13 protein-coding genes are annotated in these 14960 nt (G+C 67.3%); 6 read left to right on the plus strand and 7 right to left on the minus strand.

All coding sequences use genetic code 11. The features are described 5' to 3' along the window. Positions 1-2: 2 nt before the first annotated feature. The 5 genes from ASC79_RS10645 (at position 3) to ASC79_RS10665 (ending at position 6332) form a co-directional block, all read left to right on the plus strand. Entirely contained in the window at positions 3-1172 is a 1170-nt protein-coding gene (locus ASC79_RS10645) for a hybrid sensor histidine kinase/response regulator (RefSeq protein WP_056025740.1), read from the plus strand. A gap of 81 nt (positions 1173-1253) precedes the next feature. Beyond that, positions 1254-1856, plus strand: a complete 603-nt coding sequence (locus tag ASC79_RS10650; RefSeq protein ID WP_082532069.1) for a hemerythrin domain-containing protein — start codon at positions 1254-1256, stop codon at positions 1854-1856. A 92-nt stretch (positions 1857-1948) separates the two neighbouring features. Beyond that, complete coding sequence (locus ASC79_RS10655; protein ID WP_056025742.1) at positions 1949-2467, plus strand: glycine cleavage system protein R; 519 nt, start codon at positions 1949-1951, stop codon at positions 2465-2467. A gap of 326 nt (positions 2468-2793) precedes the next feature. After that, positions 2794-4974: a TonB-dependent receptor gene (locus ASC79_RS10660; protein ID WP_056025744.1), complete on the plus strand. Its 2181-nt coding sequence runs from the start codon at positions 2794-2796 to the stop codon at positions 4972-4974. A 185-nt stretch (positions 4975-5159) separates the two neighbouring features. Further along, positions 5160-6332 (plus strand): amidohydrolase, encoded by a 1173-nt coding sequence (locus ASC79_RS10665; protein WP_235528814.1) that lies wholly within the window; start codon positions 5160-5162, stop codon positions 6330-6332. Here ASC79_RS10665 and ASC79_RS10670 read toward each other — a convergent pair. The 6 genes from ASC79_RS10670 to ASC79_RS10695 form a co-directional block, all read right to left on the minus strand. Next, positions 6329-6892 (minus strand): TetR/AcrR family transcriptional regulator, encoded by a 564-nt coding sequence (locus ASC79_RS10670; RefSeq protein WP_056025748.1) that lies wholly within the window; start codon positions 6890-6892, stop codon positions 6329-6331. The two genes, ASC79_RS10665 and ASC79_RS10670, sit on opposite strands and share 4 nt — an antisense overlap. A 188-nt stretch (positions 6893-7080) precedes the next feature. Continuing rightward, complete coding sequence (locus ASC79_RS10675; RefSeq protein WP_056025750.1) at positions 7081-7446, minus strand: cytochrome c family protein; 366 nt, start codon at positions 7444-7446, stop codon at positions 7081-7083. Continuing rightward, the gene (locus tag ASC79_RS10680; protein ID WP_056025752.1) at positions 7443-8876 is read right to left on the minus strand and encodes an MFS transporter; all 1434 of its coding nucleotides are present in this window, start codon (positions 8874-8876) and stop codon (positions 7443-7445) included. The genes ASC79_RS10675 and ASC79_RS10680 overlap by 4 nt, the downstream gene beginning before the upstream one ends. A gap of 79 nt (positions 8877-8955) precedes the next feature. Then, positions 8956-10239, minus strand: coding sequence for a 3-hydroxyacyl-CoA dehydrogenase (locus ASC79_RS10685; RefSeq protein ID WP_056025755.1), 1284 nt, complete (start codon positions 10237-10239; stop codon positions 8956-8958). A gap of 22 nt (positions 10240-10261) precedes the next feature. Continuing rightward, positions 10262-11134: an SDR family NAD(P)-dependent oxidoreductase gene (locus ASC79_RS10690; protein ID WP_056025758.1), complete on the minus strand. Its 873-nt coding sequence runs from the start codon at positions 11132-11134 to the stop codon at positions 10262-10264. A gap of 17 nt (positions 11135-11151) precedes the next feature. Continuing rightward, a complete protein-coding gene (locus tag ASC79_RS10695) occupies positions 11152-12024 on the minus strand; it encodes an alpha/beta hydrolase (protein WP_056025760.1) in 873 nt (290 codons plus the stop codon). Between the two features lie 178 nt (positions 12025-12202). Between ASC79_RS10695 and ASC79_RS10700 the strand changes: the two genes are divergently transcribed. Beyond that, complete coding sequence (locus ASC79_RS10700; protein WP_056025762.1) at positions 12203-13405, plus strand: acetyl-CoA C-acyltransferase; 1203 nt, start codon at positions 12203-12205, stop codon at positions 13403-13405. Positions 13406-13592: 187 nt separating this feature from the next. On the opposite strand, the gene ASC79_RS10705 is transcribed toward ASC79_RS10700, so the two are convergent. Next, positions 13593-14801, minus strand: a complete 1209-nt coding sequence (locus ASC79_RS10705) for a TetR/AcrR family transcriptional regulator (RefSeq protein WP_056025764.1) — start codon at positions 14799-14801, stop codon at positions 13593-13595. Positions 14802-14960: the final 159 nt, after the last annotated feature.

Consider the following 14960-nt stretch of genomic DNA (forward strand, 5'->3'; position numbering starts at 1 on the left):
TCATGCAGTCCGTCAAGTTCCTTCTGGTCGACGACCTTGAGGAAAACCTCCTGTCGCTCGAGGCGCTGCTACGGCGCGATGGCCTGGAGTGCCTCATGGCGCGCTCGGGCGAAGAGGCGCTGGAGCTGCTGCTCGTGCATGACGTCGCCCTGGCCATGGTCGATGTGCAGATGCCGCAGATGGACGGCTTCCAGCTCGCCGAGTTCATGCGCGGCGCCGTCCGCGCGCGGCACGTCCCGATCATCTTCCTCACCGCGGGCAGCGGCGATAAGCAGCGGCGCTTCCGCGGCTATGAGGCCGGGGCGGTCGACTTCATCCAGAAACCGATCGAACCGGACATCCTGCGCAGCAAGGCCAACGTCTTCTTCGAGCTTCATCGCCAGCGCCAACAGCTGGCCGCCCAGCGCGACCAGCTCGAAGCCCACGCCAAGGCGCTTCGGGCCATGGAGCAACTGACCCGCCGCGAACTGGCGCACGAACAGGAGACGGCGCGGCTGCGAGAGCAGTTCATCGCCGTGCTCGGCCATGACCTGCGCAACCCCCTCGCCTCCATCGGCGGCGCGGCCCGGCTGCTGCGCAAGGAGCCGCTCAGCGACAAGGGCCAGCACGTGATCCGGCTCATGGAGGCCAGCGCCGACCGAATGGCCGGTCTGATCGACGACGTCATGGACTTCGCACGCGGACGGCTGGGCGGCGGCATCGCCGTCGAGCGACGCGCTCACGACCTCGAACCGATCCTGCGCCAGGTCGTCGAAGAGCTCGAGGCGAGCTATCCCGATCGCGTGGTCGAATGCGACTTCCAGCTGCCGACGCCGGCGCCGGTCGATCCGGGCCGGCTGAGCCAGCTTGTCTCGAACCTGCTCGCCAACGCCCTGACCTATGGCGCCGACCAGGCGCCGGTGCGCCTGCAGGCCGTCATCGACGACGAGGAACTCAACCTGTCGGTGGCCAACAGCGGCGCCCCCATTCCGAAAGCCGCCATGGAGCGGCTGTTCCATCCGTTCGTCCGCGGCGAGGTGCAACCCAGCCAGGGGGGCCTTGGCCTTGGCCTGCACATCGCCTCCGAGATCGCCAAGGCGCACGGCGGCGAACTCAGGGCCTCGTCCTGTCGGAACGAAACGCGCTTCACCCTGACCATCCCGCTCGCGGACGCTCCCCTCGCCTCGTCCTGAGCCGAGCCAGGAACTTTTGGCTCGCGCCCGCGTAGCTCAAGCGCCCGGCTTTCGCGGGCGAAAGTGCGGGAGAACTCCAGTATGCCCCAAGCGAACGGACAGGTTTCGGACGCCCAGGCCAAGGCGACGGCCGTGGCCAAAGCCAAGGCGCTCGCGCCCGACCTGACGGTGCGGATCGGCAGCACGCCGAAGACGAAGTTCCGCGGCGACCCTGACGTCTTCGGCCGCCTCGTCGAAGACCACGACCGCCATCGCGCGCTCCTGGCGATGATCGAGGAAACGCACGGCGCTTCAGACGACCGTCGCAAGCTCTTCGAAGAGCTCGTTCACGAGCTCAAGTCTCATGCTGCCGCGGAGGAACAGGCCCTGTGGTCGAGCGTCCTGCGCGACCCCGCGACGACGGACTTCGCCCGCCATGCGATCGCCGAGCACAAGGAGATCGACGACATGCTCGCCGACCTCGCCGCGCGCGACATGTCCTCGCCTGGCTGGCTGCGGCGGTTCGCCGGCCTCAAGGAGGAGTACCTGCATCACATCCGCGAAGAAGAACAGGAACAGTTCGTCGCGGCCGAGAAGCGGCTGAGCGAACGCGATCTGCTGCATATGCGCAGGGTCTTCGAGCAGCGGAAGAAGGCCGAGAAGGCGACGGCGGAGATCGAGCGGAAGATCAAACTGAAGGCGTGACGCGGGCGCCGGCTGGGAAACAGCCCGGGCAAGGTGCTAATCAGGATCTCAGCCTTGTCCCCCTCGCGGTTTGCTCCGTTCGAAAGACGAATATGGTCACCTTGGTCCTGAGTATTGTCGGCAGCGATCGTCCGGGCCTCACCCAGGCGCTCGCCAACGCGGTCCTGTCGTCCGGCGGCAACTGGCTTGAGAGCCATCTGAGCCGCCTGGGCGGACTCTATGTCGGCTCGGTGCTGGTCGAACTGGAAGAAGGCGGCGTGGACGACCTCCGCGCGGCGGTCCGAGAAGTCGACGCGCAGGGCCTGGAGGTGCGGATCTCTCCGGCGGTCGCCAGCACCGAGCCCGCGGGCGAGACGGTTGAGTTCAGCCTGGTCGGACAGGATCGGTCCGGGATCGTGCACCAGGTCACGGCGATCCTCAGCCGCCTGGCCGCCAATATCGAGAGCTTCGACACCCACCTCAGCACCGAGGCTCACTCAGGCGTCCCGCTCTTCCACATGGATGTGCGCCTGAGGCTGCCGCCGCCCCTGCGCCCCCAGGCGGTCCAGGCCGCATTGGAAGAAATCTCCGCCGAGGTGATGGTCGACATCTCCCTCGCGCACGCGGAATAGCGCCCGCCGCGGCCCCACCGCTGGCTCCCTGATCCACCTCGCCGATGCCGGAGTGGCCTGAGGTCCTCCTATCCCATCGGGGCACAGCGGCCCTTGGCCTCCCTCCCCGCTCATCGCATCCGGCGTTGAGCAGGCCCGCGCCCTGCTCTCAACCTCCGCGCGGCTCAACTGCATCGCTAACGGGCGCCTCCGCGGCGCCGATGACACCACAAGCGGCACATTTCGATACTAATTCGTATCGATACATTATTGTTGACGATCTCACTTCCGAGCACCACCGTTGTCCGAAAGCAAGCGGATGAGGCGCTTGCTGGAGGGGGTCAGCAATGCGTTCTAAGGTCTTATTGGGCGGCGTGGCCGCAGCGGCGTTGAGCTATGGCTCGGCGTCCGCCCAGGATGGCGGCGAGGCCATGCTTGAGGAGTTGGTGGTCACGGCTCTGAAGAGGAGCACCACCGTTCAGGACACGCCGATGAGCATCACGGCGGTCGGCGCAGAGACGATCGCCCAGCTGGGCGCCACCCGCCTGGAGGACTACTTCCGCCAGGTGCCAAGCGTGAACCTCAGCCAAGGCCAGCTTGGCCAGAGCCGGGTCAGCATCCGCGGCGTGCAGGGGTCCGGCGAGGCGACCACCGGGCTGTATTATGACGAGACGCCGCTGACCGGTCCCTCGGGCACGACCCAGGACCCGGGTAACAACGCCGCCGATCTCAACCTGTTCGACGTTGAACGCGTCGAGGTTTTGCGCGGTCCGCAGGGCACGCTCTACGGCGGCGGCTCGATGGGCGGCACGCTGCGGGTGATCTTCAACAAGCCGGATCCGACGCAGATTGGCGGCGCGGTGGAAGCGCAGCGGGCCGTGACCAAGGGCGGCTCAGACAGCGGCTATCTCAAGGGCATGATCAATTTGCCGCTCATCGACGGCAAGCTCGCGGTTCGCGCCGTCGCCTATGGCGAGGCGCGCCCCGGTTATGTCGACAACGTTCGGCTTGGGCGCAAGGACATCAACGACAGCGAGTCCTCGGGGTACCGGGTGCTGCTGGGCTTTACCCCGACTGAAGACGTAGCGGTCACCGCAACGGTCGTACATCAGGTTTCCGAAGCGGACGACGTTCAGGGTTGGTACCAGAGCCTGGGCGAGCACAAGACCGACAGCCGCGCCGTCCTGCCGATCCGCAACGAGCTCGACCTCTACAGCCTGACGGCCAAGTGGGAGTCGCCCTTTGGCACGCTCACAGGCTCAAGCTCGCACTACAAGTACGACATCCTGCGCACGGTCGATTTCTCCCCCGCCTACGGAGCAGCCTCGCCCGCCCTGGCGCGCCTGCTGCCCATCACCGGCTACCAACCGGCCAATCTGCTGTCGTGGAACAACGAGCTGCGCCTGAGCTCGCGTGGCGAGGGCCCGCTGCAGTGGACGATTGGAGCCTACACCGAGCTGCGCAAGGACCACATCGACAGCAACACCCTCTTCGGCGACGCCTCGACGGGGATGGTCTACGAGCCGTTCCGCTACGTGCAGGGCCGCTACGTGGAGACCGAGGTGCAGCAGACGGCCGGCTTCGGGGAGGTGTCGTACAAGCCAGTCGAACGGCTGACGCTGACGGTCGGCGCGCGCTACTACGACTACACCAAGACCACCTCCGGCGCAGGGACACAGCGCAACCTGCTCACCGGAGCCGCACCCGAACGCTTCGCAGCCCAGACGGCCGACGCGTCAGGCTGGGTCTATAGGTTCAACGCCAGCTACGAGCCCACCAGCGATATCCTGTTCTACGCCACGGCCTCGGAGGGCTTCCGACCGGGCGGCGCCAACAACATCCCTGGTCTCAATCAGGCGCTGGTCGTCTACGCTCCTGACAGCCTCTGGAACTACGAGGCCGGCGTGAAGAGCACGTGGCTGGAGGGGCGGATGACCGCCAACCTCGCCGTCTACCAGATCGACTGGAAGGACCGGCAGACCGGCGCCCTTACCGCCGACGGCCTCTACTCCTTCATCACAAACGCCGGCGCCGCGAGGATCCGGGGCTTCGAACTGGAATTGGCCGCGCGTCCCATGACTGGCCTGACCCTGAACGGGGCGGTGAGCTACACCAACGCCGAGCTCACCGAGGACCAGGCGAACGCGAACATCCTCTCGGACGGCTCCACCGGGCGCAAGGGCGACAGCATCCCGTTGATCCCGGATCTGAGCGCCTCGGCCTCAGCGACGTACGTCTGGCCGATCGCTGGCGAGATGAACGGCCTGGCCCGCGCCGACGTCGCTTACACCGGGGAGATGGCCTCCACCTTCCGGCCGACCTACGTGTACTATGATCGCTTCGGCAGCTTCACGACTGTGAACCTGCGCGCCGGGATCGAAGGGGACGACTGGGGCCTCTACGCCTTCGTCCAGAACCTGACGGACGCCGTCGGGATCATGAACAAGAACTCAGGCGTCGGGTACCAGGACCTGCTGTTCGGCCTGACGCCCCGCACCGTGGGCGTCAACATGCGGAAGCGCTTCTGATGCCTGCAACGGGAGGCGCGGCGCACCGCGCGAACAAGACCATGACATTCGCCCTACTCCTTCCCGCCGCCGCCGTGCTGCTGGGGGCCACAGTTGCGTCTGCAGCTCCTTTCGACGTCCCTGCCGCCCGAGATTCGGTGACCGCCGCGTTCGAGAAGGATCGGTCGAGGCTTGAAGCCCTGTACATGGACCTTCACGCTCATCCGGAACTTGGATTCCAGGAGACGCGCACCGCCGCGCGTCTGGCCAAGGAAATGAAGGCGCTGGGTCTGGACGTCACCGAAGGCGTTGGCGGCACCGGCGTGGTGGCCGTCCTGCGAAATGGAGCCGGGCCGACGGTTCTGGTGCGCACCGAGCTCGACGCCCTACCCATGAAGGAGGAGACAGGACTCCCCTACGCCAGCAAGGTCACCGCACAGTGGGAGGGCCGCGAGACCTTCGTCGCCCACTCATGCGGCCACGACATGCACATGGCCGCCTGGGTCGGCGCAGCGCGGGCCCTCGTCGCGCAGAAGGCCCGCTGGCGCGGGACGGTCCTGTTCGTGGCCCAACCCTCCGAGGAGACCGTGTCCGGCGCGCGGGCGATGATCGCGGACCGCTTCTTTGAACGGTTCGGCAAGCCTGACTACGGCTTTGCGCTTCATGTCGGCCCGGGCCTCGCCGGCGGCGTCTACTACAAGCCGGGCGTCCTCTCCTCGAACTCCGACGCCCTGGAGTTGACGTTCACCGGTCGCGGCGGACATGGCTCCATGCCGCACGCCACGATCGACCCTGTCCTGATGGCTTCCCGCTTCGTGGTTGACGTACAGAGCATCGTCAGCCGGGAAAAGGACCCCGCCGCGTTCGGTGTGGTTACGATCGGAGCGATACAGGCGGGCAGCGCGGGCAACATCATCCCCGAGACCGCTCAGCTCAAGGGCACGATCCGCACCTATGACGCCGGCGTGCGCCAGAAGATCCTCGACGGCGTGACCCGCGTCGCAAAGGCCCAAGCCGACATGTCGGCTGCGCCGCCGCCCAAGCTGGAGTTCATTCCCGGCGGCAAGGCGGTGGTGAACGACGCGGCGCTCACCGCCACGACCGCTGACGTCTTCAAGCAGGCGTTCGGGTCGATGGCGGTTGAGATTCCGCAGCCTGGCTCGGCCAGCGAGGACTACTCCGAGTTCATCCTGGCCGGCGTGCCCTCGGTCTACTTCGCCATCGGCAGCTATACGCCAGAAACCATGAAGGCCGCGGCTGGCAAGCCCCTGCCGGTAAACCACTCGCCCATGTTTGCGCCCGCGATCCAGCCGACGTTGCAGACCGGCGTCACGGCCATGGCGCTGGCGGTCATGAACGTCCTGCCTGTCGAGCCCTAGCCCGGCAGGCCGATCAGTCGCCGGACGACCAACTCGGCGTCCCGGCGGCTGACCTTGCGGCCTGTGGCCATCGTATTCATGGCCAGGCCGCTGAGCACATCGACCAGGAGATCTGGATCGACGGCGTCAGGCCGACCGAGCCGCGCCAGGGCGCTGGCGACATAGGCGCGGTTCCGGGCCCTGCGGGCCACGAAGTGGGCGGTCGTGAGCTTCTCCAGTTCAGGGCGCAGCCGCGCCTCCTGCACGATGAGCCCCATGCAGGGACCGATGACGGGCGCGTTGTAGAGCGCCACCATCTCCAGAAAGAAGGCGACGATGTCGTCCAACGGAGCCTCGCTCTCCGCCAGATCCTTGAACAGGAACGCCTCGTGAAAGGCGTCCGCCACGGCGGCGTAGAGACTGTCCCACCGACGATAGAACGTCGCGCGCGGGACCCCGGCGCGGACGCAGATCTTGTCGATCGTGAGCCCTGAAAACCCCTCCGCCGCGAGGCCCTCGATCGACGCATTCCGAATCCGGCGATCGACCTCCGGGTCGCGCCGACGCCCTGAAGGGCGCACGGAGGTCTCGATAGCGGTCTCACGGGGAGGCATGAGGTTGCAAAACCCTTTCGGCGGCGCGGCCTATAGACCTGCAGAGTGGTTTCCCACACGCCAGCTGCAGCAGCAACTCCGCCGGCTCTCGGCCTGGCATGGCAGGCCGTCTCCAGCGCTGTCAGCCTGCTGGCGCCGCGCGCCGCGCGCGCAGACTACTTCTGGGTCGCCAGATAGCTGATGATCGCTGCACGCTGGTCGGCGGCGGGGACGCCGAGCGTCATCTTGGTCCCCGGGATCCGCGCCGCAGGGCGCGCCAGATAGGCGTCAAGGTTCGCCCTGTCCCAGACCACGCCCGAGCCCTTGAGCGCCGTCGAATAGGCGTAGCCCGCGACCACGCCGGCCTTGCGCCCCGCCACGCCCCGCAGCGGCGGGCCCAGCTTGGCCGCGCCGCCCGCATCGATCGTGTGGCAAGTCCCGCAGCGCTGCTTGAACAGGGCCTCGCCGCCCGGCGCCTGTGCGGCCGCGGGCGCCGCAGCCAGGGCCAGGGTCGCGGCGGCGATCAGGATCGTCGTCCTCATGTCGCGGTCCTCGCGATGGCGGCCAGGTTCTGGGCGTGACGCTCGCGCGTGATCGGGTAGATCAGCACGCACATCAGCGCGCAGATATAGAGACCGACCAGGATCGGCACCTCGTAGATCGCCAGCTTGTTCAAGGTCTCCTGCGGCACCTGGCCGGGCTTGGCCCCGACCGGGAAGCCGGCCAGATCGATGATCGCCGTGGCGATGATCACGCCCGCGCCGGAGACGCATTGCAGCGCGAAGCTGTTGGCCGCGAAGTAGAGCCCGGGCGTCTTGCGGCCGGTCCGCGCCTGGGCGTCCTCGACCACGTCGGCCATCATCGCCGCCGACAGGATCGAGCCGACGATCGTGAAGACGGTGTTCAGGAAGCTGGCCAGGATCAGCACCGTCAGCAGCGACGTCGAGCCGTTCGCCGGCAGCAGATCGACGACCCGCAACATGTAGAGCGACGGGTTCACGGTCATCGACAGGACCAGCATCGCCGCTGCGCCCCACTTCTTGCCGATCCACTTCGAGAGTCGCCCGGCCAGGAAGACGCCCACGGCCACCGAGGCGAAGTTGCCGGCGATGATGATCGAGATCTGGTCGTTGGTGAGGCCCCAGAAGAACAGCCGGAAATAGACCAGCATCGAGCTGGCCACCCCGCCGGCCATCGCCCCGAACACCGTGGCCCCGACCATGATCAGGTACGGCCGGTGCGAAACGGCGTTGAAGATCTCGCGCAGGGTCTGGAACAGGTTCAGGCCTCGCGACGGCGGCGTCGGCGTGAAGGTCTTGATGTGCTTGTGCGTCGCCAGAGACGAACCGAGCATCGCCACGATCATGATCAGCGCGCCGACCAGGCCGTAGGTCGCATAGCCCTGCGGATTGAGGGTGCCGACCTCGTACTCCGCCGTCGGACGCAGGAAGATGCTGAACGAGGCGATGGACAGCAGCAGACCCGCGATCCAGCCGAAGAACTGGCGATAGCTGAGCAGACTTGTCCGCTCGTCGTAGTCCTCGGCCAGTTCGACGACCAGCGAGTGGCTGGGGATCTCGAACAGCGAGATCGAGAACCGCACGGCGATCGACAGGCAGACCAGGTAGAGGAACAACTGCCCATGGGTCAGCGCCGCCGGCGGGTTCCACAGCAGGTAGAAGCCCAGCGCCGTCGGAATGATCGAGGCGTACATGAACGGGTGGCGCCGGCCCCAGCGCGAACGCCAGTTGTCCGACACGTGGCCGATCAACGGATCCATGACGGCGTCGACGACCAGCGAGATCATCACCGCCAGTCCGACGGTGCTGGCCGGCAGACCCAGGGCCTGATTGTAGAACAGGATCAGCAGCGTGCCGAAGCCATTGTCCTTCACCCCGAAGGCGATAGATCCGGCCCCATAGCCGATCTTGTCGAGGACGCTCTTTCGCGGCGCCGGCGGATGCCCGTCCATGATCCCCTCCCCTGCCCGGCGCGACGCCGGACTGTTGGCGCGCCACATCCGCAGCGCGCCGTTTTTTGTCCGTCGGTCGCTAGAGGTCGCCGAAGCCCTTGCCCTCGGCGGCGAGACGCTCGAGCAACGGCGCCGGCTTCATCGCCGGCCCGACCTGAGCCTCGAAGCGCTTCAGGGTCTCGACCACTACGGGCAACCCCACCTGATCGGCGTAGAACATCGGGCCGCCCTTGTCGGTCGGCCAGCGGAAGCCGTGCACCCAGACCACGTCGATGTCCGAAGCGCGGATCGCCTTGCCCTCTTCCAGGATGCGCGCGCCCTCGTTGATCATCGGATAGACCAGCCGCGCCAGGATCTCGGCGTCGTCGATCTTGCGCTGGGGCAGGCCCTTGCGGACCGCGAAGTCGGCGATGATCTTCTCGACCGTCGGCGACGGCAGCGGATTGCGCTCGGCGTCGTAGTCGTAATAGCCCGCGCCGGTCTTCTGGCCGCGGCGGTCCATCTCGCAGAGCACGTCGCGCAGGGTCTCGCCCTTGGACTTGGCCGCGTTCCAGCCGATGTCCAGGCCCGACAGGTCGCTCATCGCGAACGGTCCCATGCGGAAGCCGAACTCGCGCAGCACGCGGTCGACGTCCCAGGGCATGGCGCCTTCCAGGATCAGCAGGTTGGCCTGGTCCTGGCGCGGGAACAGCATGCGGTTGCCGACGAAGCCCGGTCCGACGCCCACCACCGCGCCGATCTTGCCGATCTTGCGGGAGACCTCCATGGCCGTGGCGACCACGTCCTTAGCGGTCTTCTCGCCGCGCACGACCTCGCACAGCAGCATCACATTGGCGGGCGAGAAGAAGTGCATGCCGACCACGTCCTGCGGCCGCGAGGTGGCCGAGGCGATCTCGTCGACGTCCAGGTACGACGTGTTGGTCGCCAGGATGGCCCCCGGCTTGGTGATGCGGTCGAGCTCGGCGAAGATCTGCTTCTTCAGCCCCATGTCCTCGTAGACCGCCTCGATCACCAGGTCGCAGTCGGCCAGGGCGTCCAGCGACAGCGCGCCGGTCAGCCGGCCGATACGGGCCTCGGCCTCCTCCATCGAGAAGCGGCCGCGCTTGGCCGAGTTCTCGTAGTTGCGCCGCACGACGGCCAGACCGCGCTCGAGCGCCTCGGCCTTGGTCTCGACGATGGTCACCTCGAAGCCGACATTGGCGAAGTTCATCGCGATGCCGCCGCCCATGGTGCCGGCCCCGATGATCCCGACCCTGGCCACCGGCCGCGTCGGGGTGTCGGTCGGGATGTCCGGGATCACCCAGCAGTCCTGCTCGGCTGTGGCGAGATAGGTTTCGGCGTCCAGGGCCGTCGCTGCAGTCATGACTTTGGTCTCACTCGATAGATCACTGGGCGGGAGGCTTGGGACGCAGGTCCGGGCCCCAGGTGACGACCGGCGGATTTTCGCCGGCCAGGGCGACGTCGGTCTGGCCGCGCACGTAGTCGCGCCAGTTGTCGCCGTTGAAGACGTAGAAACGGCCCTCGATCAGGGCCTCCAGCGTCGCCTGGGCGATGTCGCTGGGCTGGACGCCGCGCCCCTGGAAGACTTCCGAGCCCTTCACGTGGGCCGGATCGTTCCACTCGCGGTCGCTCCAGGGCTGGTCGCCCCCTGGCCGGTTGCGGTTGGACTTGTGGATCTGGGTGTCCACCATCCCCGGGCAGACGACCGAGACGCCGATCTCAGTGTTCCAGGCCGCCAGTTCGGAATGCAGCGACTGGCTGATCGACAGCGCCGCGGCCTTCGACGAGCAGTAGGGCGAATGCTCGCCGCCGCCGTTGAACGAGGCCAGCGAGGCGGTGTTGATGACGTGCGCCGGCTCGCCCTGCTCGATCAGCAGCGGCACGAACGCCTTGATGCCGTGGATCACGCCCCAGACGTTGACGTCATGAACCCAGCGCCAGTCGTCCAGGGTCAGTTTCCAGATCGGCCCCGTGATCGACACCCCGGCGTTGTTGACCAGCACGTGGACCTTGCCGAACGCCGCCAGCGCCGCCTCGCGCAGCGCCTCGACCGACGAAAAGCTCGTCACATCGGCCTGTACGCCGACGGCCTCATGACCAGCCTGCGTCAGCTCGCCCACCGCGCGGTCCAGGGCGTCCTGCTGGATGTCGGCGATCACCAGCTTCATGCCCTGCGCGCCGAACGCCTGGGCCATGGCCAGGCCGATGCCGCTGGCGCCGCCGGTGATGACGGCCACCTTGCCGCTCAGATCCTTCACGATCCAAACCCTCGCAATCAAAGATGTCGGTTGAACCAGTCGAGAGCCATCGCGCGGGCCTCGATCAGGTGGTCGTCGTAGACGCGGTAGTGCGTGCACGGGAACGTCGCGCGCTCGCACGTCACGCCGTTGGCGCGCAGGATGTCGTAGGCCGCCCCGCCCTGCAGCGACGGGTCGTTGTACTCTTCGAACTCAGCGTCGATGAACAGCGTCGGCGCCGTCACCCGGCGCGCGTGGTCGAGCGGCGCATGGCCGTACTGGCGGGCCACGTCCGGCGTCCCGAGCAGACCGGGCGCGCCGTCGACGCCCTGCGGCACCGCCGGGTCCAGCACGCCGCGAGCCTTGTCCGACATCCGCTGGCGCGCCAACTGGCGATACCAATCCTCCCGCGGATGACCGTAGCCGCCGATCTGGGCGACCAGCGCCCTCACCCGATCATCCTGACCAGCGACGCTGACCACGTGACCGCCGCCATAGCTTGAGCCCCAAAGGCCGACCCGCTGCGGATCCACCCCCTCCTCTGCGATCAGCCAGGCCAGCGCGTTGCGGACGTCCACGACCTGATCGACCGGGTCGACCACTTCTCGCAGGACCCGGACCGCCACGGTCTGCTCACCGCCCGCCGTCAGGACGGGCGCGCCAGGCGCTGCGATGATGCGCCCGTCCGAGCCGCCCCAGCCGCGATAATCGAAGGCCATGGTCACATAGCCGGCCGCGGCGAACGCCTCGGCGTAGAGCTCGATGAGGTGCTCTTTCAGGCCGCCCCATCCATGGGCCAGCAGGATCGCGGGCGTCGGCCCGGAAGCCCCGCGCGGCCGGAGAACCACGGCGGCCATGCGCGAGCCTTCGCTCCAGACGACCACGGATTTGCGTTCGACCTCGTGCGCCACGTCGCCTCCCTCTCGCTCCGGCGGGGCACGTTATCGAAGGCGTCTCGATTTGCAAACTCATCACTCAAATAATTTGCGACGATGCAAATTCGTGGATATTTCAAAAGCCATCCGTCCCGTCGGATAAAATACTATCACCTCAACTATGGGCGAGCATCGCCCCAGGGAGAAGCACACCTTGCGCGAAGCCGTCATCGTTTCCACCGCACGCACGCCCATTGGCCGGGCGTTCCGCGGCGCCTTCAACGACACCCAGGCGCAGGCGCTCGGCGGCCACGCCATCGCGCACGCCGTGCAGCGGGCCGGCGTCGATCCGGCCGAGATCGATGACGTGGTGATGGGCTGCGCCCTCCCGCAGGGTTCGACCGGATTCAACACCGCCCGCCAGGCCGCCCTGCGCGCCGGCCTGCCCCAGTCGGTCGCCGGCCAGACCATCGATCGCCAGTGCTCGTCGGGCCTGATGGCCATCGCCACGGCCGCCAAGCAGATCATCGTCGACGGCATGACCGTGACCATCGGCGGCGGCGTCGAGTCGATCTCGCTCGTCCAGAACCAGCACATGAACAACTACCGCTCGGGCGACCCCGAGCTGGTGCGCTCCGCCCCCGGCCTCTACGTGCCGATGCTGGAGACCGCCGAACTGGTCGCCGAGCGCTACGGCGTCAGCCGCCAGGCTCAGGACGAGTACGGCCTGCAATCGCAGCAGCGCACCGCCCAGGCCCAGGCCGAGGGCCGCATGGACGCCGAGATCGCGGCCATCACCACGACCATGATCGTGGTCGACAAGGCCACCGGCGAACAGTCGAAGCGCGAGATCACGATCTCGGCCGACGAAGGCAACCGGCCGCAAACCACGCTGGAGGATCTGCAGAAGCTGCAGCCGGTCTTCAAGGGCGGACCCTTCGTCAAGGAAGGCAAGTACGTCACCGCCGGCAACGCCAGCCAGCTGTCGGACGGCGCCGCCGCCGTCGTGCTGATGGAAGCCAAGGAAGCCGAACGTCGCGGCCTGAAGGCCCTCGGCGCCTATCGCGGCATGGCGGTCGCCGGCTGCGCGCCCGAGGAAATGGGCATCGGCCCGGTGTTCGCGGTGCCGAAGCTGCTGAAGCAGGCAGGCCTGACCGTCGACGACATCGGCATCTGGGAGCTGAACGAGGCCTTCGCCAGCCAGGTCCTCTATTGCCGTGACACCCTGGGCATTCCGAACGACCGCCTCAACGTTTCCGGCGGCGCCATCTCGATCGGCCACCCCTACGGCATGACCGGCGCCCGCTCGACCGGCCACGTTCTCATCGAAGGCAAGCGCCGCGGCGCCAAGTACGGCGTCGTCACCATGTGCGTCGGCGGCGGCATGGGCGCGGCCGGCCTCTTCGAGATCTTCTAAGAGGGCGAAAAGCCGCGCCCATCATCAAGGAGTCGCCGAAATCGCTTCGGCGATTTCGGTAGGGCGCGGCCGGCCTCTTCGAGATCCTCTAGGGCCTCCCCGGGCGGTCGGCGGCGGGTCGCATCCTGGCCGCCGCATCGACCGTCCGCACCTTGAGGGGCCGCCGCGCGCGGCCCCTTTTTCTTGCCTAGGCCGCGCCGGGCGTCAGCAGCCCTTCGAAGAACGGACGCACATAGAGATCGACCTCCTGGCCGCGCTCCAGGCCCGGCGTCCAGAAGTGCAGTTCGGCGGCGGCGTTGATCATCGCCGTCAGCATCTGGGCGGTGATGTTCACGTCCACCGGCCGCACCGAGCCGTCAGCAATACCGTCCGAGATCAGGGCCGCGAACCGATCCGCCACGCCATCGAACTTGGCGTGCAACTGCGGCTGGATCGACACCGGCGCGGTCGTCAGCGCCGAAGTGCGCAGCAGCGGCGAGTCGCCCGACGCCTGACACTCGACCAGCGCCGCCGCCGCCGTCATCAGCGCCTGCAGCCCATTGGACGACACGCGCTCGGCCTGGCGGATCGCGCGGCGCATGATCTGGAAGGTGCGCTCGAAGCAGGCCACCACCAGCTCGTCCTTGGTCTCGTGGTGATAGTAGAATGCACCCTTGGTCAGATTCAGCCGCGCCGAGATCTTGTCGACCGAAGCGCCGAGATAGCCTTCTTCGTTGATCAGCTGCGTAGCGGCGCGGAGGAACTGCTCACCGGCGTCAGCCTCGGCTTCGCCGATCAGGTCGGGCAGCGGGCGCGGGTCCCAGCGGGCTCCGCCAGCCATCAGGCCGTCGAGCAACAATGACTGCGTCCGATCGGCGGCGCGTTCGTAGTCCTCGGGCTCCAGCTTGCTCAGCCAGACCACTTCCCAGAAGGCCTCCGACAGCAGCAGGTGGGTGCGGGCGTTGCGCTCCAGGCGCGTGAGTTGCTCAGCCCCCGGCCCGTCGAACAGCGAGCGGATCCGACGGAACATGTCGACATAGGCGACATTCACCGCTTCACGATTGAGCGCCCGGACATCGTTGAACACCGCAACGTGCTCGGCCTGGCCCAGCGCTTCCGCATGGCGGAAGTTGAAGTAGGCGCGATTGAAGGCCGCAATCCGCTCGCGCGCGCTCTCGGCGGCCTCAGCCTCCTGGACGAAGCCCTCGTAGCGCGCGACCGCCAACATGAAGCAGGCCTCGGCGAGCTCTTCCTTGTTCTTGAAGTAGTAGATAACCCCGGTTGGCACGATGCCGAGCTGCGCAGCCACATCGGCCAGCGTCATCCCACGCACGCCCTTGCGGTTCAGCGCCTGCACCGCAGAGGCCACGATGTCTTTCTTGCGGCGCTGGAAACGCTCGCTCGTGCGTCGGGTCATTCGCGTCGGGGTCTCGGTATGGCCGTGCTCCGTTTTAGAGGCAGACAGCCCCCGGCTCAACCGAGGGCCTTGCCCTTGTAGTCGTCGCGCAGTTCGCGCTTGAGGACCTTGCCGATATGGCTGCGCGGCAGGTTGTCGAGGAAGACCAGGTCGGCGAGG

Source organism: Phenylobacterium sp. Root1290, from assembly GCF_001425305.1.
In the GTDB taxonomy this organism is placed as follows: domain Bacteria; phylum Pseudomonadota; class Alphaproteobacteria; order Caulobacterales; family Caulobacteraceae; genus Phenylobacterium.

Excerpts from the sequence above, each read along its gene's own strand:
- ASC79_RS10705 (WP_056025764.1), bottom strand. The coding sequence starts at position 14,801 with ATGACCCGACGCACGAGCGAGCGTTTCCAGCGCCGCAAGAAAGACATC.
- ASC79_RS10685 (WP_056025755.1), bottom strand. The coding sequence starts at position 10,239 with ATGACTGCAGCGACGGCCCTGGACGCCGAAACCTATCTCGCCACAGCC.
- ASC79_RS10665 (WP_235528814.1), top strand. The coding sequence starts at position 5,160 with ATGGACCTTCACGCTCATCCGGAACTTGGATTCCAGGAGACGCGCACC.
- ASC79_RS10680 (WP_056025752.1), bottom strand. The coding sequence starts at position 8,876 with ATGGACGGGCATCCGCCGGCGCCGCGAAAGAGCGTCCTCGACAAGATC.
- ASC79_RS10645 (WP_056025740.1), top strand. The coding sequence starts at position 3 with ATGCAGTCCGTCAAGTTCCTTCTGGTCGACGACCTTGAGGAAAACCTC.
- ASC79_RS10650 (WP_082532069.1), top strand. The coding sequence starts at position 1,254 with ATGCCCCAAGCGAACGGACAGGTTTCGGACGCCCAGGCCAAGGCGACG.
- ASC79_RS10675 (WP_056025750.1), bottom strand. The coding sequence starts at position 7,446 with ATGAGGACGACGATCCTGATCGCCGCCGCGACCCTGGCCCTGGCTGCG.
- ASC79_RS10660 (WP_056025744.1), top strand. The coding sequence starts at position 2,794 with ATGCGTTCTAAGGTCTTATTGGGCGGCGTGGCCGCAGCGGCGTTGAGC.
- ASC79_RS10655 (WP_056025742.1), top strand. The coding sequence starts at position 1,949 with ATGGTCACCTTGGTCCTGAGTATTGTCGGCAGCGATCGTCCGGGCCTC.